The sequence below is a fragment of the Paenibacillus shunpengii genome (assembly GCF_042684905.1).
GTDB classification, from domain to species: Bacteria; Bacillota; Bacilli; order Paenibacillales; family Paenibacillaceae; genus Paenibacillus; species Paenibacillus shunpengii.
The window spans coordinates 2771627-2792524 of record NZ_JBHUMJ010000002.1 but is presented as its reverse complement, the minus strand read 5'-3'; the positions used below and the strand labels follow the sequence as shown (position 1 = coordinate 2792524).

Here is a 20898-nt window from a genome sequence, read left to right as displayed (position 1 = left end):
GAATCTTGATCAAGGGGAGGTCGTTATATGGGAACGATCCTCATTAAAGGGGCTCAAATCGTCACCATGAATCCGAATGAAGAAGTGTTGATAGGTGACTTATTAATAGAAGATAACCGGATCAAGGAAATCGCGGTAAGCATTGATGTTACAGCGGACCGCATCATTGAAGCGGGCGGCAAAGCACTTCTGCCTGGATTTATACAGACGCATATCCACTTATGCCAGACCTTGTTCCGCGGAAGGGCGGATGATCTGGAGCTCATGGATTGGCTTCGCAAGCGGATCTGGCCGCTGGAAGCAGCACACGATGAGGAGTCGGTCTATTACTCTGCTCTGCTCGGGCTGGGTGAACTCATAGCGAGCGGCACGACCACCATTCTGGATATGGAGACTGTACACCATACGGAATCGGCCTTTCAAGCCATTGCACAAAGTGGAATCAGGGCCCTCTCTGGAAAGGTCATGATGGATCATGGTGATGAAGTGCCTCTGCCGCTGCAAGAGACAACTGCGGATTCCTTGCAGCAGAGCGTTGCTTTGCTTGAGAAATGGAACGGCTTTGGTGGAGGAAGAATTCAATATGCCTTCTGCCCGAGATTTGTTGTCTCTTGTTCAGAGGAGCTTCTAACCGAGGTTCGTGATCTGTCGGCACAATATAATGTGAAGGTGCACACCCATGCCTCTGAGAATCGGGGCGAGATTGAGCTTGTCGAGAATGAACGGGGGATGCGGAACGTCGTATATCTGGATCATATCGGACTTGCGAATCAGCGGCTCATTCTTGCACATTGTGTGTGGTTGAGTGAGGAAGAGAAGGAGATTATACGCAAGCGGGATGTCAAGGTAACACATTGTCCTGGCTCAAATATGAAGCTGTCTTCCGGCATCGCTGACATTCCGGATCTGCTGAACCGGCAGGTTCATGTGGGCATCGGAGCAGACGGTGCTCCATGCAATAACAATCTGGATATGTTCCAGGAGATGCGTTATACAGCTCTTATTCATAAAGTAGAGCATGGACCGACAGTTATGGACGCGAGGACAGTCCTTCGCATGGCTACGATGGGCGGTGCTGAAGTGCTTGGTCTGGCCAAAGAGATTGGCAGCCTTGAGGTTGGGAAGAAGGCAGATCTGGTTCTGCTCGACTTAAATGATTTTCATACGTATCCATCCCATGAGGTTGATGTCTATTCCCGTGTCGTATATTCAGCCACACGAAGCAATGTAGATACCGTCATAATTGATGGCCAGATTGTCCTTGAGAACCGTATGGTCAAGACCATTGACAGGGGCATTGTGCTGAGAGAAGCAGATCTGAGTATAGCCCGGTTAATGAAGAGAAATAAACATATATCTTAACATGGATTGTCCCGGATACGGGCGGCAGCTGCCGCTCGTATTTATGCATTCTGAAGCCATGTCAGCTTTATGCAGCCAATATCATTAGGAGGGAATCGGTATGGAAATGCATGATATCTGCAAGCTGGTTCAGACCACGGAAACAAAGCTTGTGCTTGCTACCGCTGTATATGTAGAAGGTCATGCCTACCGCAAACAAGGTGCAACTATGCTGTTCGCAGAACAGGGGCTCATGTATGGAAGCATTAGTCCTGGATGTATAGAGACCGATCTCTCCTTGCATGCAGAGTATGTAATGTCTACTGGATGCCCTCAAAAAATCGTCTACGATATGCGCCCGGACGATGACCTCTCTTGGGGCGAAAATATGGGCTGCGGCGGTTTGCTCCACATTCTGCTGGAGCCTGTCGATGCGGCATTGAAGCAGATACTGCTGGAAATGGGCGGGCTGCTAGATCGCGGAATTCAAGTTGATCTGCGTAGAACCTGCTCTGCAGACGAGGGAGCAATTCGAGATTATTCCGTTCAATACATTCCCCATAAGGATAGCGAATCTTCAAAATCACATGCTAAAATAACCAGCCATCCAAGTCTCGTAGCTCAAGAGTGGCACAGTGGGGGATGGCTGTACACTCATACTTACACACCGAAGCCGAGGCTTATTGTAATCGGTGCGGGGAATGACAGCATTTCTGTCGTTCGTATGGCAATAGCCTCCGGGTTTCGAGTAGTGGTAGCTGACTGGCGTGAAGCGCTTGTCAGTGCAGACCGATTCCCGGGTGCAGAGCTCTTGGTTGGTTTTCCAAATGAAATCTATCGACATCTCCAAATAACAAGCCAGGATTATATATTGCTGTTAAGTCATCATTATCCTCATGAACGCAGCTTCCTCGAATTGTTGTCAGCTGCGTCTTACACCTATTTAGGTATTCTGGGTTCCCGGACGAGAACTTCCAGATTGGTAGAAGGACTTCCTGCCTTGCCTCGACTACACGCACCGGTGGGCTTAGCTATTGGATCAGAAGGACCGGAGGAAATTGCGATTGCTATTGTCGCAGAGCTTATTTCCGTTAAGCGAGGTCAGCCATTAAGTACCGGTAAGGAGGAGAAGACAGATGCGAAAGGCAGGAATCATTCTGGCTGCAGGAAGCAGTCAGCGAATGGGTGAACCCAAGGTGAATCTTCCTCTGATTGATGGGATAACGATGGGAGCCGTGGTACTTCAACGGGCAATTGCTTCTGAGCTCGACTTCATCGTCGTGGTCGTTAGACCGGATGATCCGCTGACATGGGTCAGTACAGCTGAAAAGCAGAAGGTATATATGTCCGTGTGCCATGAAGCACGGGGTGGAATGTCTTATTCGCTGCGGGAAGGAATCAGTTCTGTGAAGGAAAAAGGAGCCGATTGTGCCATGATACTGCTTGCAGACCAGCCCCTCATTCAACAGGCGCACATCAATCAACTGATTGCATGTTTTAAGTCTTCTCCTGATCTTGATTATGTAGCGGCCAAAGATCATGACGAGCTTAAGCCGCCCATTTTGTTTAGCCGTACCATGTTTAACTTTTTAATGCAGCTCAAAGGGGATGAAGGCGCGAGGAAACTACTGCGAAGAAGTTCTTTTCAAGGCATCGGCATTTCTTTTGAGAGCGATATGTTCCTAGATGCGGATACAAAGGAAGAGCTTGCTGTAATCAAACAAAAATTGTCGCAGGAAAGCAAGCTTGTACATTCGCATTCAGATGATCTCTATCAAGATCAAGATACATAGGAAGCTGGAGGGGGTACTTCAATGTCATTGAATGAGCATAATCCTATAACTTATCCAACCGTATGGCGGCCTGGAGATCTATATGAAGCAAGGAATGTATCAGAAAAATTGAATGCAGGCTATGTCTGGGCTTCAGGTACAACGCTTCTGCGAACACAGTGGGAGATGGGTACCGCGCTGATGCCGGGTCATCTGATCAGCCTGGATCGAATCCAGGAGATTCGGAACATATCAGAAGATCCGGAGAAGCTGAATATTGGAGCCATGTGCAGGCTCCGGACATGTACCGAGGACATTCGAATTCGGGACAGCTTCCGACTCATTCATGATGCAGCTGAAGTCATCGCGGCTCCTTCTATTCGAAATCTAGCCACCATCGGGGGCAATGTCGCTTCAGGTGTGGGAGATATCATTCCAGCCCTTCTCGTCTACGATGCTTCACTGCTATGGCTAGCCGAGAAGGGGCTGGAAGAAAAGAGCCTTCTGTCCTGGCTTGAGGAATGGAGAACAGGACAGCGGAATGCTTCTGATCTGCTGCTGAACATCTATATTCCGTTAGAGATGAGAATCCATACGCATGGTCAGAAATACCGACCTGTCTCCTTCTTCCACAAAATCGGCAGAAGAGAAGCTTTTACTCCTTCATTAGTGACCGTTGCAGTTCATGGATTTATAAATGAGGCAGGCACGTGGGATTCCATAGCGATTGCAGCAGGCGGAGGCTCCGGTCAAGCGATGAGGCTTAGAGAAAGTGAAGCCTTGCTGAGCGGACACAAGCTGGAGGAGTCCTCTCTAACCAAGCTTGCTGAAACGATTGAAGCGGAGTTCGTAACCTATTCAGATTTGTACGCCTCAGAAGCTTACCGCAAGCAGTTGGCTTCGAATCTGATTGTATCCGGATTATGGAAGTCCATGAAACAGGTGTCTATGGGAGAAGGAGTGTGAAGCTTAATGCGGCTAAACAAGGAAAACAGTGGAAAGAGATGGTATACCCGACCAGATGGCAAAGAAAAAGTAACGGGTACACTACAGTATTTAACCGATAAATCACTTCCAGGCATGCTGTATGGAAGGGTACTTCGAAGCATCCATCCCTATGCGAGGATCGTTAGTGTAGATACTGTGGCTGCTGAAGGTCTTCCTGGTGTGCAAGCTGTGCTTACCCATAAGGATGTTCCAGGGATGAACGCCTTCGGCATCGCTACCCCTGATCAGCCTGTCTTCTGTGATGAATTGGTTCGTTACACAGGAGATGCCGTCGCAGCAGTAGCTGCAGACACACTGGAAATAGCGGAAGCTGCGCTTAAGCTGATCAAGGTCGAATATGAAGTGATGTCACCACTCAGCTCCCCAGAAGCAGCGCTTGCTCCAGATGCGCCTAAGCTCCACCCGCATGGCAATATTTTGCATCGTACGGAAGTGAAGAGAGGGAATGCGGAAGCTGCGTTTACAGAAACAGAGCATATCATCAGAGAGACATACTATACGCCTCGTCAAATGCACACCTATATGGAAACAGAGGGAGGACTGTTCGTTCCGGAAGAGAACGGCAGACTCAGTGTGTACGCACCGACCCAGCATGGTTACAAAGACAGAATGCAGCTATCCCGTATTTTAAATATGGATGAGGAAATGATTCGGGTCGTCTCAAGCCCAATAGGCGGATCGTTTGGAGGCAAGGATGAACTGAATGTTCAACCCTACGGTGCGCTGCTGGCCCTAAGAACCAAACGTCCAGTCAAAATTCATAATTCTCGCAAAGAGTCTGTGCGTGCCGGCTTGAAACGGCATCCGATGAAGATTGTGATGGAGACCGGATTTACGAAGGAAGGGTTGATAACCGCTCATCGTGTAAGAATTACAGCCGATACAGGAGCCTATGCGACGCTTGGTGCGCCTGTATTGAACTTTGCGACAGAGCATTCCATGGGCCCTTATTCAATTCCACATGTAGATGTGGAAGGGCTATCGGTCTATACCAATAATGGAGTTTCGGGTGAGTTCAGAGGGTTCGGCGGGAATCAGGCGATCTTTGCTATGGAAGGACAGATGGATCGTGCTGCTGCACAGCTGGGGATAGATCCATGGGAGCTAAGAAGACGGAACCTTAGAAGTAATGGTGATCCAGGACCACTTGGTCAGCAAATTCTGGTTACAAACGGGCTGCAGGAAGTATGGGAAGCCGTTCATCATTCAGATCTATGGATACATGAGGAGCGTACCGAGCTTCCACCTTGGATCCGTAAAGGGAAGGGTGCTGCGATAGCAATGCACGGAGCGGGTCTTGGTTATGGCATTCCCGATCCTGCGGGAGGCAGATTGCGGCTGAATGAGGAGGGGAAGATTGAGGCGGCCTTCAGCTACGAGGAATTTGGGCAGGGACTCGTATCGACCCTCGAGATCATGCTGTGTGAGCTGTTTGACTGTGTCCGGGAGGATCTTGAGATTGTAATTGGAGATACCGATCGTGTACCGCACAGCGGTTCGAGCACGGCTTCCCGGTCAACCACGATGGCTTGGATGGCATTGCAGCGGTTAAAGTCACCGTTCCGAGACAAGATCACTCGTCTCACCAGCGAAGCGACCGGGATTCCCGCACATGAGCTTGTCACCGGACCAGGGGGAATTTGGCGCAGGGGCCGGGAGAATGGACAGGATCAATACAGGGTTCTGTCATTTCTAGAAATCACACAGCTTGCGTCAGCTGAAGAGCTCACCTTCGATACCAAATTTGACTATCCCACAACCCCTGACGAAGTCGTTGGTGGACATTATTTATATACCTATGCCGCGGTTATGGCAGAGGTTGAGGTGAATACCTTGTCAGGTCAAGTGAAGGTTGATGACATCAGACATGTCGTAGCGGCGGGTCCGGTTATGAATCCCATGGGTTATGTCGGCCAGATTGAAGGCGGCAGCGGGATGGCCCTCGGGTTTACACTGATGGAAGATTCCCTCATGGAGAATAGTGAATACATGACAACAAATCTGGACACGTATCTCATTCCAACTATTCAAGATATGCAAAAAAGACTGGATGTAGAGGCGATTGAAAATTTGCCGGAAAATGATCCATTCGGACCGAGGGGCATAGGAGAGATTGGATCTGTTGCTCTGGCTCCTGCTATTGTCAGTGCTATATATCAGGCAACCGGAGTCTGGCTTAATAAGCTGCCTGTTCAGAGAGAGAAGCTGATCAAGCCCGTATTCAGCGATAAAAAGGAAGGGGTGCAGCCATCATGATGGGAAACGAAATGATGGAGTGGAGCTGTACGATAAATGGAAGTGATGTTCAGCTGACGGTTCCGGCTACCGAGAGACTGGTAACGATCCTCCGGGATCGTCTTCAACTGACAGGTACGAAAATAGCCTGTGAGATTGGCCGCTGTGGAGCCTGCATGGTGCTATTAAATGATGAGCCGGTAAATTCCTGCCTGCTTATGGCTTATCAATGTGACCATCAGCAGATCGTTACGATTGAAGGTCTCGCACCTTCTAATGATGATGAGCTTCATCCTATACAGCAGGCCTTTATCGATGAAGGAGGATTCCAGTGCGGATATTGCACACCAGGCATGATTTTGACGACCAAAACATTACTGGATGCTCATCCTGAACCGAGCCTGGAGCAGATTGAGAAGGCCCTTTGCGGTAACTTATGCCGCTGTACCGGTTACGGAGGGATTATACGAGCCGTACAGCAAGCAGCCTGTACGAAGGCGGCGAAGCCTTTGCAGGAATAGCATACTTGAATAGCTTGGTGACTACTCATATCGATAGGATATGAGTTGTTTTTTTGCAGGTACTGCGAGTTGGAGGATGGGAAGAGGAATTTATCACCAGTATAGTCCACATCAATTGTTCTTAAGAATGAATGGCTTAATGCATTGTCTGATCAAGAGATTTGCACTATGATACATAGCAGAGAAGTCCACCGAGAAACAATGAATTATTCAATTATCCATGCATATAGGAGAGTTTACATCATGTTATTAAGAGAGATTGAAGAGAGAGATAATAAGCAAGTGGAGGATTTGATTAGAACCTGTCTAATTGAATTTGGAGCGAATAAGCCGGGAACGGCGTGGACAGATCCGAATCTGGGGGATTTCTATCATCTATACAACCACGAAGGCTCTAAATATTGGGTCGTCGAGAAAGATTCCAAGATTATAGCGGGCTGCGGCATTGGACCCATCAGTGGTTTTCCACATATATGCGAGCTGCAGAAAATGTATGCTTTCAAAGAAGCACGCGGTACGGGAGCAGCAAGCCAGCTGCTGGAGGCGGCGTTGGATTATGCCAGATTGTACTACAATGAGTGTTATCTTGAAACGTTTAACAACATGGTAGCTGCTAATAAATTCTATCAGAAGAACGGTTTTGTGGCCTTAACGAAGCCTTTGATGGATACAGAACATTTCGCATGCGATGCGTGGTATATCAGATCACTGTAGCTGGGTTAGATAAGGGATTCTACTCCGATCAGTCTAACAATAGGGTTAAACCGATGCCTGATTGATATGATCGAGCGGCTGTTATATACGGCCGTTTTTTTGTTTATATAAAATCCCGGTCTAAATCGTGCTAGAAACGTGACTTATTAATCAAGGTTTATAGCGTCTGAATACACTAGAATGATGTACATCTAAAGCTATTAAGTTAAAAGATAGAATGGAGTGCATCGCATGCAGTACATAAACCCCGTTATTTCCGGATTTCATCCGGATCCCAGCATTTGCAGAGTGGGCGAAGATTACTATTTGGTTACCAGCTCATTTCAATACTTCCCAGGTGTACCGATATTTCATAGCAACGATCTTGTGAATTGGGAGCAGATTGGACATGTGCTCACCACAGAAGAGCAGCTTCCCTTAACGAATGTACCGAGCTCATGTGGTATCTTTGCTCCTACAATCCGATATCATCAGGGTTGGTTCTATATGGTAACGACAAACGTCGGGGGCATCGGTAATTTCTATGTGAAGACACAGGACCCCGCAGGAACATGGTCAGCCCCGATTCGTGTAGCACAGGATGGGATTGATCCTTCCCTTTTGTTTGATGAGGATGGCAGCGTCTATTTTCAGTCAACCCGTTCCGGAGATCAAGGGGATGGAGTCTATCAATGTGAGATTGACATAGAAACCGGACAAATGCTGACAGACAGTCGTCTGATCTGGACGGGAACAGGAGGCGCCTATCCGGAAGCCCCTCATTTGTACCGAATAGGCGATTACTACTATTTAATGCTGGCCGAGGGGGGGACCGAGTACGGTCATATGGAGACCATAGCGAGAAGCAAAGAGCCTTACGGACCATTCGAAGCTTGTCCCCATAATCCCATTCTGTCTCATCGTAGTCTGAAGAGCAGCATTCACGCTACAGGCCATGCTGATATCATTGAAGCTCATGACGGCAGCTGGTGGGCTGTGTTTTTGGGCATCAGGCCGGCTTCTTACCCAATGCGCCACCATTTGGGAAGAGAGGTATTTCTCGCACCTGTGACTTGGACTCCAGATCAATGGCCAATCATTGGGGAGGATGGACGAGTTGAGCCTGTAATGCAAGCACCAGAATTCATGGGGCATCCGTTACCAAACAAACCCATTAGAGATGACTTTGACCAAGCTGAGCTTGGAGTGGATTGGGCATTTCTGCGTAATCCGAGAACGGATCGGTGGTCATTGACGGAACGGGCAGGTTATCTAACGCTCCGAGGAGATTCGGTTACACTCGACGATGTCGGATCTCCAGCATACGTTGGGCGCAGGCTTAGTCATTTCAACAGCAGAGTAACGACTTCTATTGAGTTTGAGCCTGTGCTAGATGGAGAAGAGTCGGGACTTACTGTTTATATGAATGAGAAATACCATTATGAACTGGCGATCATTTCTGTGAATGGATGCAAGAAGATTATATTCAGAAGAACCGTAGGTTCCTTGAAAGTCGAAGAGTATTATAACTGCCCTTCAGGACCTGCTCAGCTTGAGATTCAAGCCGATCGAGAATACTTCACCTTCTCCGTTCGTGATGCGGCTGGTTTAGTGTTGGTTACAGCAGGAACGGCAGAAACGGCCTTTCTATCTACAGAAGTTGCTGGCGGTTTTACGGGGGTTATGATTGCGATGTACGCGACAAGTCCTGCTGGTCATTCTACACCTTCCTATTTCGATTGGTATGAGTATGAACCTAAGGATGAATAGAGTAGAACGAAGAAACCTCGATTTACTGAACATCCGATATTATTGAATATAGTTTTAAAATAACAAAAGAGAGAGATTGACATCAAGAATGACGTCGATCTATCTCTTTTTTTGCATTACTCATCATTAGATATTGCGCTTATCCATCAGGATGAATCACTTTGCCTGAATGCTTTGGGGGATAATCCATATGCTTTTTTTTAAAACTGTCTAGTCGCAGATTTTATAATCCTGCGGATCCTTGTATCCATGGACCGTTTCACCGTTAATGACAAATACATGCCCTTTCTTGATAAAAGATACTTCATTTATTGACGATATGGGTTGCATTTAATTGAACCTTATTCACAAAACCGCCATCGAGCTGTACATGATCATGTCTATATCATCCTATATTGCTGACTGAAAAATCAAGGTTTGTGTTCTATTTATTCCATATACTGTGATTAAGAATTTGTTGTAAACGCATTCATCCAAAAGATTAGAAGTTCATAAGAAATAGGGGGTTATAATATGAAGAAAAAGAGATTCGCCGCTTTGTTACTCACAAGCTCCTTACTCCTGGCTGCTGGATGCGGCAGCTCCACAGGGAGTGATGCACCCGAGAGTACAGATGAAGATAGGCCGATTACATTCACATTCTTCGGAGCAGATGCCAGTCCCAATTGGAACAGAATGCAGGATGCCGTAGGCAAGAAGATCACTGAAATGACGGGTGTAACCATTAATGCGGAGTTCGATATTTCCAGCGGAGGCGGAAATGACCGGATTTCACTCATGGCTGCGAGCGGCGAATATCCCGATTTAATCTTTCCTAAAGGGAACTTATCCAGACTTGTCGAAGCGGGGGCCATGCTCGATCTTACAGACTTAATTGAAGAACATGCGCCAAACATAAAGAAAGCTTATGGTGAGCATTTCAATCGATTAAAGTACAGCAATGAGGATCCATCAATTTATTGGCTTCCAACCAATGGTGCCATTGACCAGACGTATTTTGATGCGACTAATGGAGTTGCGATTCAGCACCGTGTTGTCAAAGAGCTGGGGTATCCCGAGATCAAGACGATAGAGGATTACGAGAATGTGATGAGAGAGTATTATGAGCTGCATCCAACTACAGAAGATGGTCAGCCGACCATCCCGCTCACACTTAGCGCAGATGGATGGCGTCGGATGATTACCGTGACAGACCCGGCGGTTATGGCTACCGGTGGTCCTGGTGATGGAGAGTACTTTATTAATCCTGAGACTTATGAAGCGCAGCTTCATTACAAGCGACCTGAAGAGAAGGAATATTTCCGTTGGTTAAACAAGCTGTGGAATGATGGTCTAGTTGATAAGGAAAGCTTTGTTCAGAAGGATGATCAATACAAGGCCAAGATCGCTAGCGGTCGTGTACTATCTCTCTTCGATCCGAACTGGGGATTTAGCGATGCAGAGAATGCGCTTAAAAGCGCGGGTCTAGACGAAAACACTTATGGATTTTATCCAGTTACCTTGGATGAGTCCTTCAAGCGTGCAGACTTTCAGCCTATGGGCTTTGATGGATATGGCATTGGTATAACGGTGGATGCGGAAGATCCTGTTCGTGCTATCAAGTTCTTGGATTGGTTGTCCTCTGAAGAAGGGCAAATTTTAAGAAACTGGGGTATCGAAGGCGAGCATTATGTTGTAGAGGATGGGGTTCGGAAGATTCCGGCAGATATTCAAGATCGGAAAAACAACGATAACAGTAACTTTACCAAAGAAACAGGGATTGGCCTCTACAATATATTTGGAGCGCATTATGGTGACGGGGTGAAGGATTCGACAGGTAACTATTTCACGACCAATTTCCCGGAGCAGATTCAAGAGGGTTATTCAGCAGTTGAGAAGGAAGTGCTTGCAGGCTACGGAATTCGTACCTGGAAGGAACTGTTCCCATCCGAGGATGAATTCCCGATAAAAGAGTGGGGGGCTGCATATAATATGCCGATCCCAACGGACAGTGGAAATTACAATGTCATCTACCAAAAAACGCAGGATATTATTCAGAAGCGCATTCCCGAAGCCATTATCTCAGCACCAGATCAATTTGATGCCATCTATGATAATATGCTTGCTGAGCTGGATAAAGAAGGCGCGGTTGAAATGGAGCAGCAATATACAGAATGGATTAAAGATCGAGTAAGATTATGGACAGGTAAGGATATAGATTAAGATGAATACATGGGTAAGAGGTTGTTGAATCGCCTGAATATCAAAGATTGGATTAGAAAGTCGCCTTCCTTCATGGCGGCTTTTTTCTATATGGTCAAGCTTGAGCTACTATGCCCTATATGGATGAAACGCATAGTGATAAAGAAATGTCTTAACAAATAGACAATCAATGCTTATAATGTTCAGAGCTTTGTCTTTTTTCGGAATCTCATGCTTGTGCATGCATCTTCAGAGGGACAAGCCAGCGGCTTGTTATTTACGACCGAAACAAACGTAAGCTAAATTTCATAAGAAATTAGGTGTTTTCTGCGCATGCTGCATAATCCAACAGGTAAAGAGCGATTAGCATTAGCATTTTTGTTAAGCTTGCTCGGCATATTAGGACCGTTCAATATCGATATGTATCTTCCCAGCTTCCCCGAGATTGGAGAGGATTTGGGTGCAAGAGCTTCATTGGTTCAGTTAAGCTTAACCTCATGCTTGATTGGTCTGGCTGTAGGTCAAATCATTGTGGGTCCCATCAGTGATGCACGTGGTCGAAAAATTCCGCTTCTCATTTCACTCAGTTTATTTGCTTTGTCATCGCTATTTTGTGCTCTCGCGCCTAATATTTCTCTGCTGATTGCGGCAAGATTCCTTCAAGGCTTCACCGCTGCTGCTGGACTTGTGATTTCACGTGCAGTCGTACGAGATGTGTTTGACGGCAGAGAGCTCACGAAGTTTTTTGCGTTGCTGTCGGTCATTAATGCTGTAGCTCCAATGGTTGCACCGATGTCAGGGGGAGCTATTCTGCTCATTCCATCAGCGAATTGGCAATCCATCTTCTATTTCCTATGTTTGTTTGGGCTATTGATCGTGCTGATTATAGGGATGCGTCTCAAAGAAACATTGCCTCCAGAGAAAAGGATGCCAAGCTCGCTTGGACATTCTGTGAAGACGATGGGAGAATTGTTCAAGGACAGGGTATTCATTGGATACGCTCTGACCGTCGGATTTGTTCATGGCGGGAGCTTTGCCTATGTTTCAGGTACGCCTTTCGTTTACCAGGAGATCTATGGGGTGTCACCACAAGTATTCAGTGTATTATTTGGCATTAACGGGATAGCAATCATCTTCGGAAGCTTTCTGATTGGCCGTTTTGGCGGCATTGTTCCTGAACGCACACTACTCAGAATTGGGGTGTGGGTTGCCGTCAGTGCTACACTGCTGCTCTTAGTGACAACCGCATTTCGCGGACCTTTATTCCTCGTCGTAATATGTATCTTCGTTTATATGATTACCATTGGAATAGTCGCTACAAGCACATTTACGCTGGCAATGGAGCATCAAGGACATCGGGCAGGGAGCGCCAGTGCTGTATTAGGATTAGTACCGCTTCTTATCGGTTCTGCCGTTTCTCCTCTCGTCGGAATTGACGAAACAACCGCAGTGCCCATGGGAGCTATTTTATTCGTTACAGCCTGCCTGGGAGCTTTCGTATTTACGAAGCTGACTGGTGAGAATAAGCTAACTGCTATTGGCAAATATGAGTCATGAGGCAGCCGAATAGGCTGTCTCTTTTTTATATCAAATCCCCGTATGAAAAATCATTAAATTCATTTGTATTTCTTCGTTTTGAATTCGGCTGCTTCCGGTTATAAATAGAATAGTTCTTGAAAAAAATGAGGGGGAACTTAATGTCTGACTTAGTTACAAAAAGCAAGCATTGGGAAAGTTTGTTCTACAGAGCTCCGATTCCCTCTGCAATTGTGTTGGAAGAAGATGGCGTATGTATCAAAGTGAATAAGGCAATGGAGAACTGGCTGGATATAAGCGGCGGTCGAGCGAACTCAAAACTGACTTTATTTGATATCATGGCGAACCCGAATCCTACGGAGTTCAATCTTATCCATATTGTACAGCAGCTGAAGACTACTGAAGAAATGTCAACAAGCCGGCGGCTGCAATTCGTGAATCAGCGGGGCGTTGTCAGTACAGCAGACATGTGGATCAGTCTTGTAGAGGAAGAAGAAGGGTGTGTCATCGTACAATTTGTCCCTTCTCCATCGAAGAGTCCAGTAAGGAAGGTAGAGAGGCTAGAGTCTGAGGAGATGGAGCGGGAGCTGCTGGAATATAAATCTTTATTTAAATACAACCCGCTTGGGGTAGCGTCTTTAGATCTTAATGGTAACCTGATTCGAGTTAATGAAGGCCAGTGTGCGTTGACAGGGCATACCCAGGAGGAGCTGTTAACAGGTCATTTTTCACCCTTAATTGATCCGGACAGTTTACAGAAGACTCACTATCACTTCGCTCAAGCAGCCAAAGGAATTCCCCAGGAGTACAATATCAAAATGCTGCATAAATCCGGTCATGCCTTTGAAGCACACGTCATCAATGTGCCTATTATTATGGATGGCCGTGTCGTAGGCGTCTATGGCATTACCGCGGACACAACAGAAAGCACCGTCTATTTGAAGCAGATCGAGAATCTGGGCAAACAGCTCGAGTTAATTCTGAATACGGTTAAGGATGCGATCTTCGGTGTGGACTCGGAAGGACGGATATTGTATTTAAATAAAGCGGGTGCGAAGCTGCTGTCAATGAACGAGGATGTGGTAATCGGATCTCGGCTGGCGGATTATCTAATCCAGTTTAATGAAAACTACTATCCGTACGACAAGAATCAGATGCCGATTCACAGAGCGATTCTATCAAATGAAGGGCACACTTGTGTGCAAGAGGCAGTCTTTGGAAAAGAGGATGGCAGCACTTTTATTGCTGAATATCAAGTGCATTCTATTATAGATCAGGACAAAAAGGGTTCTGTCGTGGTTCTCAGAGATTTGACTTCAATGAACGAAATTATGAAAGCAAAGGATGAGGCGGAACGGGCAGAGAAGGAAAAATCCGAATTTCTATCCATCATGAGCCATGAAATACGAACACCGATGAACGCCATTATGGGTATGGCTTCTCTGCTTGTTGATACGAATCTTAATGAAGAACAGCTCAGCTATGCGGAAATTATACTTAGCAGCAGTGATTCACTTATTCAAACATTGAATAATATTCTGAATCTGAGCAAGCTGGAAACTAGCCGGGTAGAAGTTCAGCAATCCTCATTTAATTTTCATGACGTGTTAGATGAGGTAACGAATCTCTTCAGTGTACAAGCAAGAAATAAAGGAATCACACTAACGAAGGAATGTGATACAAGAATACCGTACAATATGATCGGTGATGAACCAAAAATAAGGCAGATTCTCATCAATTTAATCAGCAATGGAGTGAAATTTACGGAATCAGGCGAGGTACTGATTCGGGCAGAAGCCGTTCATATCCCTGGGCGCAAGCGAGTACTGCTGATGGTACAGGTTCAAGACACAGGAATCGGCATACCGAGACACAAGGAACGGCTGCTGTTTCAATCCTTCTCTCAATTAGATCCTGATATCAGCCGGAATTACGGAGGTACGGGTCTGGGACTGGCTATAACTAAACGTCTCGTTGAGCTTATGGGAGGCAGTATTAGTGTTCAAAGTACAGAAGGAAAGGGCTCGACATTTCAGTTTCTGCTAGAGCTGGAACATATCTAAAATGAAAAATATAAATAGGAAAAGCAGGCCAAACATCAGGTGTAAACCTCATGATCGGTCTGCTTTTTCGTTGTTCTTAAGAAGTGATTAAGATACGATTCATGGAACTGTTATACCAAGCAAGAATTTATATTGACATAATCTAGTGGAGTATCTATTATTGTAAACAGTGATGATAATGATAACCATTATCAATAATAATTATCATCTAGTATTAATTATAAAATACATAGAGGTTTGAGGGGGAAATGCAGTGCGTAATGCAAAGAGTTTGGTGTTCATCGTTTTAATGTTTGCTCTGGTGCTTGCTGGTTGTGGAGGTGGTTCAGGTACCGCTTCAAATGAGACTTCCGGGTCCGGAGAATCAACAAATCCACCTGCACAGAGTGCAGATAGTAATACAACCGAGCCTCAGACAAGAACCATTAAACATGTGCTCGGAGAAACAGAAATTACAGGTGTACCTCAGCGTATCGTTGCACTGGAGTGGCTGTATGCTGAAGATGTGATGGCGCTTGGGGTTCAGCCCGTTGGGATTGCTGATATTGAAGGAATGAATACATGGGTTGATATTCCGGTTGAAATTGGTGCCGATGTGACGGATGTGGGTACCCGTCAGGAGCCTAATCTGGAAATCATTGCGTCACTGAAGCCTGACCTCATCATCGGGCTCAAATCCAATCTTGGCTCCAATTACGAGGCTTATACCAAGATTGCTCCGACGCTTGTGTTTGACCCTTATCCTGCTGAGGGAGATGGAGATCAGTATGAAGAGATGCTGAGTACTTTCAATACGATTGCAGACGTGCTCGACAAGAAAGACGAAGCGGAAAAAATACTCAGTGAGCTGGATCAAACCTATGCTGACTCCAAAGCAAAATTGGAAGCAGCGGGTATGACAGAGCGTCCATTTGCACTTGCGATGGGCTTCAGCAACCAGAATGCAGTAACATTCCGCATATCGACGGATAATTCACTTGCGGTCAAGATTCTGGAGCACATCGGCTTGAAGAATGCATATAAACCAAGCCAATTTGAAGTTTACGGCTTCACAACGACGGATGTAGAAGCTCTGCCCGCTCTGGAGGATGCGAATTTCCTTCATATTATTCAAGAAAGTGATAATGTCATCGATAATCAGCTGAAGGACAATCCGGTCTGGAACGGACTGAATTTTGTTAAAGAGAATCGTGTATATGCACTTGGTGGTGATATGTGGCCATACGGCGGCCCATTATCCGCACAGGTCATGGCACAGAAGACGGCTGATTTGCTTACACAATGAATTTAGGGAAATATCGAGCTCAAGGTTCTGGGCCTGCGAGCATTCATCCAGCCCCCTCCGTCGATTCACGGAGGGGCTGGAAGCCGTTATGGATGTTAATTGCAGGAGCTGTATCACTCTTATTCCTTACATTTCTTAGTTTGACTCAAGGTTTAGCTGATATATCCGTCAAGACCGTCGTGCAGGCTCTGGCAGCTCCTCAGGATCTGGCAGAACATCATATGATCCGCAGTGTTCGGCTGCCCAGAACAGTGATCGGTCTCTTGGCGGGTGCAGCACTTGCGGTATCAGGTGTACTGATGCAAACTGTTACACGAAATCCGCTGGCATCAGAGACGACCCTTGGTGTTAACGCGGGTGCTTATCTGGCTGTCGTTGCAGGAATGATCTTCTGGCCTGGACTTCAGCATATGTATGCCCTGCCCTTGGCTGTCATCGGGGGGACTCTAGCTGCCCTGTCCGTGTTTGCGCTTGCGGGCAAAACAAAGGGTTCTCCGCTTCGGATTGCCTTGTCAGGCATGATCGTAACACTCGTGCTATCCTCGGTGACGAGTGCGCTGCTGCTGCTGAATCAGCAGACGACACAAGGTATTTTTTTATGGGGCTCAGGATCACTGATTCAGAATGACTGGGACGGAGTCAACTTTACATGGCCTTGGATTATAGGCGGGCTCATCGTACTGATCATGGGAGTGCGGCAATGGGATGTGCTGACACTAAACGAGGAGTCTGCTCGTTCCATTGGACAAAAAGTAGGGACGATACGCTTCCTTGCTATGGGGGCTTCCGTACTGTTAGCCTGTGTTACGGTAAGTGTGGTCGGTCCAATCGGATTTATCGGACTCGTTGCACCCCATCTTGTGCGTTTGTCCGGAGTGAATCGGCACGGTGGGTTAATTCCGCTTGCCGCCCTATGGGGGGCAGCACTGCTAGTGGGTGCGGATACCATTTCCCGCACGTTCGTGGATGCATACGGTGAATTGCCAGTTGGCGCGATAACGGCTATGATTGGAGCTCCTTGTCTCATTTGGCTTGCCTTGCGTGTATCCCGATCGATGATTGGCAGCAGTGATAGTTCTGGCAGTTCCATGATGACAGGGACCAGTCTGCGTCGTCTGCCATATCCTTTGCTTGTTGGCATATTCAGTGCATTGTTGGTACTTGTATGGATCGTCAGTCTGATGAATGGGAGCTTGTACATCCCATTTGCGGAAGTAGCCGCACTATTCACCGGAGGCGGTGACGAATTGTATCGCTCAATCCTGCTGGATAACAGGCTGCCTAGGCTCCTGACCGCTGGATTGTCTGGTATGGCGATTGCCGTCAGTGGATGCTTGCTGCAAAATGCCGTTCGTAATCCGCTGGGCGATCCTCAGGTCGTCGGAGTTACTAGTGGTGCAGGAGCTGGAGCATTGCTCATTATGGTTAGCTTTCCGGCATTATCTGCGAATTGGATACCTGTCGGTGCGGTTATTGGTGGAATCGTCGCTGCTGCGATTGTCTATGCGGTATCTTGGAAAAGGGGGCTTCATCCAACGGTTCTTACACTCGTTGGAATCGCTGTGGCTGCCTTTGGATCCGCAATTATTAATTTAATGATTATCCATGCCGAGCTAGATGTCGCACCTGCCTTGTCATGGATGGCAGGCAGCACCTACAATCGAAGCTGGACAGAGGTCTTGCGCATTCTTCCCGCAATCCTGATTCTGCTGCCGCTCGCAGCATGGCTGGGACGAAGGGTTGACCTGCTGACCTTCAGTGAAGATACATCCAATGGTCTTGGGCTTCATGTTCGGAATACGCGTATCTATGTTGCGGTCATTGCCGTACTCCTTGCTTCGATTGCAGCGGCTAATGTCGGTTCAGTTGGATTCATCGGTTTGCTTGCACCTCATGCGGCAAGAATGCTGGTTGGTTCTAACCATCGGAAGTCAATGGTGATCGCTGCTTTGATCGGCGGCATACTCCTGGCTGGTGCGGACTTGATCGGGAGAGTGGTGATCATTCCCAAGGAATTGCCTTCGGGGATTGTCACTGCCCTGCTGGGAACACCCTATTTGTTATATTTGATGAGTCAAACCAATAAGCTGAAGCGAAAATAAATCACCGAATGGTCAATTTAAGCATCACACTAAAGCTATCCTAAAAGCGTAATAACGCAGGGATAGCTTTTTTTTGCAAGTAATCACAGATTTTTAATTTAAACTGACATGCGGTGTAAGTGAAGATGCTCCATGATCGAAGCGAAGACACAAAAACCTCTACTCATCCATAATTTTTGTGCATAATTCCGAAATAGTGTTAATTATATTGACCTGATGAAGCACTAAAATTATCATAATAGCAAATTAAGAATTTAATCTTATTCGAAAAGTAACTAATCTACAGGATGGAGTGAAAATATGAGCAAGCGAAAGGAGATGGAAATCTACAAGGCAATCAAATTGGCGATAACTCAGCATAAGCTTCTTCCGAATACACAATTAGTTGAGGACTCGCTCGCTGAAGCTTTTCAGGTCAGCCGCACTCCAATTCGAAATGTGCTTCGGCGATTGGCGATGGAGAAGCTGGTTACGGATATTCCGTACCGAGGTGCTTTTGTATCCTGTCCCAGTGCCCAAGAAGCGAGAGAAGTATTTGAGATGAGGCGGGTTATTGAGTCCTCGATGGTCAAAAAGCTCTGTACCATTGTCAGGCCAGAACAGCTCGGTCCACTGGAGGCTCTAGTACAGGAGGAACATAAGGCCAGCCATGAAGGGGACATTGTAGGAGCGCTTGATGTCACCGTAGATATTCATTTGAAGCTGGCTGAGCTGGCAGATAATTATTACTATTTTCACTTCTTAGAGGAATTAATATCACTAACTTCTGTCATTATCGCAATATACGGAACCAATCAAAGTTTCTGCCAAGATCATCAAGAGCTGATTAAGGCTATTATCCGTAAAGACGAAGAAGAAGCAGTGCAGATTATGACCGATCATTTATGGCAAATAGAGCGTTCGCTAAATTTTACGGAGAAGTCAGTAACCATACTGAATTTCAAAGAAATTTTTCAGTAAATTTTTTTTGCAGCGGATTGTATCCAATTTTGGATTCCAAATCTTCCTGAAATGAATACAAAGGAGTGGGGAGAGTTGAAAAGGACATCTGTTATGCTGGCTTTGATCCTTGCATTATCGAGCGGACTGACTGCATGTGGTGGATCTACAGATAGCGAAACGATGAGCGGCGACGAAGATCAAATTACGATTACATTAATGCACAGGTATCAGAAATCGAATATAGGTAAGAGTCCTGAGGATACAGCCGTGCTCGATGGTCTTGAAAGATTCAGAAAAGATTACCCTGACATTGAAGTGATAGAAGAGCAGCTGCAGAATGAGGATTATTCAATTAAGGCGCAGGCGCTTGCGGCAGCAGATGATATGCCGGACGTATTCATTGTACCTGGATCGTGGATGACCAACTTCGTAAATAATGAGATTGTGCTTCCGCTGGATACAGAGCTGGAGAAACGACCTGAGTGGAGAGATGGATATCGGCCTGGAACGCTGGATGCAGGGACAAGAAATGGTCAGGTGTATGGAATTCCGATCGCCGCAGGTCCAACACATTTAATTTACTATAATGCAGAATTATTTGCGGAAGCCGGATATACCGAATTTCCATCCTCATGGGATGAATTGATGCAAGCAGGTGAGAGACTCGCTGATAAAGGAATAAACCTCTTCTCCTATGGAGATAAATCCAAAGGATATGCGATATCCAGCTGGATCAGTGCGCTGACAGACCGGTTCACTGGCCCTGAATGGACGGAATCGATACTAGCAAAAGGCGGCGCCAAGTTTACGGATAATGGCTTTGTAGAGGCTGTTACTGTGATGAGTGATCTAGCTAGTGCCGGTTACTTAAACAAGGATCTCAATTCGATTGATACTGAGACGATGGTCAATTACTATTTCGAAGGACGTTCTGCAGCTTTTGTCAGCGGAATATGGTCGGCAATGAACGTTGTCAATAATGCGCCAAGCCATATTAAGGAGACTACAAGAGTAGCTGTATTCCCAGGAGTAGAAGGGGGACTAGGTCATTCACTGAGTTCATCTGGCGGAGCGGGTGTGTACTACAGCATCAACTCTAAAGTAGAGGCTGGAGAGAAGCTGGATGCAATGATGACGCTGCTTGAGTACATGACAGGAGCGACCAGCGCAAAGCTGATGGCAGAAGTTGGCGGCTTTCCAGCTTACGATCCCGGAACGTTTGACACTTCCAAGCTTCATCCCGTAGCGCTCGCTGCCTATGAGGCTAGTGCGGCAGCGGAAGCGACTAAGATCTTCGACCTGTGGTTTGATGCCTCCATAGTAGAAGTCATAAACACGGAGATCCAAGGAGTTATGGCAGGATCCATTACACCTATGGATTTTGCAGAACGCACTCAGCGTGCATACGAGACCTATCTAAATAAGCCTTAAAAGTCCTATACCTAAGTA

The 20898-nt window shown here is 46.5% G+C and carries 15 protein-coding genes; all 15 read left to right on the top strand.

The annotated features are described in order from the left end of the window. The first annotated feature begins 27 nt into the window (after positions 1-27). The 15 genes from ACFSVM_RS13000 to ACFSVM_RS12930 all read left to right on the top strand — a co-directional run bounded on the left by ACFSVM_RS13000 (position 28) and on the right by ACFSVM_RS12930 (position 20880). Complete coding sequence (locus ACFSVM_RS13000; RefSeq protein WP_379262579.1) at positions 28-1362, top strand: 5'-deoxyadenosine deaminase; 1335 nt, start codon at positions 28-30, stop codon at positions 1360-1362. A gap of 100 nt (positions 1363-1462) precedes the next feature. Continuing rightward, a complete protein-coding gene (locus tag ACFSVM_RS12995) occupies positions 1463-2530 on the top strand; it encodes an XdhC family protein (RefSeq protein ID WP_379262577.1) in 1068 nt (355 codons plus the stop codon). Then, the gene (locus ACFSVM_RS12990) at positions 2478-3134 is read left to right on the top strand and encodes a nucleotidyltransferase family protein (RefSeq protein WP_379262575.1); all 657 of its coding nucleotides are present in this window, start codon (positions 2478-2480) and stop codon (positions 3132-3134) included. Before ACFSVM_RS12995 ends, ACFSVM_RS12990 begins: the two co-directional genes overlap by 53 nt. A gap of 21 nt (positions 3135-3155) precedes the next feature. Further along, the gene (locus tag ACFSVM_RS12985; protein ID WP_379262573.1) at positions 3156-4079 is read left to right on the top strand and encodes an FAD binding domain-containing protein; all 924 of its coding nucleotides are present in this window, start codon (positions 3156-3158) and stop codon (positions 4077-4079) included. A 6-nt stretch (positions 4080-4085) separates the two neighbouring features. Beyond that, positions 4086-6377, top strand: a complete 2292-nt coding sequence (pucD, locus tag ACFSVM_RS12980) for a xanthine dehydrogenase subunit D (RefSeq protein WP_379262571.1) — start codon at positions 4086-4088, stop codon at positions 6375-6377. Then, positions 6377-6877 carry a (2Fe-2S)-binding protein gene (locus ACFSVM_RS12975; RefSeq protein ID WP_076313499.1) on the top strand — a complete coding sequence of 167 codons (501 nt, stop codon included), beginning with the start codon at positions 6377-6379 and terminating at the stop codon, positions 6875-6877. Before pucD ends, ACFSVM_RS12975 begins: the two co-directional genes overlap by 1 nt. A gap of 243 nt (positions 6878-7120) precedes the next feature. Then, positions 7121-7591: a GNAT family N-acetyltransferase gene (locus ACFSVM_RS12970; protein ID WP_090724153.1), complete on the top strand. Its 471-nt coding sequence runs from the start codon at positions 7121-7123 to the stop codon at positions 7589-7591. A 231-nt stretch (positions 7592-7822) separates the two neighbouring features. Beyond that, complete coding sequence (locus tag ACFSVM_RS12965; protein ID WP_379262568.1) at positions 7823-9340, top strand: glycoside hydrolase family 43 protein; 1518 nt, start codon at positions 7823-7825, stop codon at positions 9338-9340. A gap of 513 nt (positions 9341-9853) precedes the next feature. Beyond that, the gene (locus ACFSVM_RS12960) at positions 9854-11542 is read left to right on the top strand and encodes an ABC transporter substrate-binding protein (protein ID WP_379262566.1); all 1689 of its coding nucleotides are present in this window, start codon (positions 9854-9856) and stop codon (positions 11540-11542) included. Positions 11543-11854: 312 nt separating this feature from the next. Further along, positions 11855-13078, top strand: coding sequence for a Bcr/CflA family efflux MFS transporter (locus ACFSVM_RS12955; protein WP_076312687.1), 1224 nt, complete (start codon positions 11855-11857; stop codon positions 13076-13078). A 140-nt stretch (positions 13079-13218) separates the two neighbouring features. Beyond that, on the top strand, positions 13219-15120 hold the full coding sequence (locus ACFSVM_RS12950) for a PAS domain-containing protein (RefSeq protein WP_177178686.1): 1902 nt from the start codon (positions 13219-13221) through the stop codon (positions 15118-15120). A 253-nt stretch (positions 15121-15373) separates the two neighbouring features. Continuing rightward, the gene (locus ACFSVM_RS12945) at positions 15374-16405 is read left to right on the top strand and encodes an ABC transporter substrate-binding protein (RefSeq protein WP_076312685.1); all 1032 of its coding nucleotides are present in this window, start codon (positions 15374-15376) and stop codon (positions 16403-16405) included. Next, positions 16402-18507 (top strand): Fe(3+)-hydroxamate ABC transporter permease FhuB, encoded by a 2106-nt coding sequence (gene fhuB / locus ACFSVM_RS12940; protein ID WP_379262562.1) that lies wholly within the window; start codon positions 16402-16404, stop codon positions 18505-18507. The genes ACFSVM_RS12945 and fhuB overlap by 4 nt, the downstream gene beginning before the upstream one ends. Positions 18508-18807: 300 nt before the next feature. Further along, positions 18808-19467, top strand: coding sequence for a GntR family transcriptional regulator (locus tag ACFSVM_RS12935; RefSeq protein WP_076312683.1), 660 nt, complete (start codon positions 18808-18810; stop codon positions 19465-19467). 75 nt (positions 19468-19542) lie between these two features. Next, positions 19543-20880: an extracellular solute-binding protein gene (locus ACFSVM_RS12930; RefSeq protein WP_379262560.1), complete on the top strand. Its 1338-nt coding sequence runs from the start codon at positions 19543-19545 to the stop codon at positions 20878-20880. Positions 20881-20898 lie beyond the last annotated feature (18 nt).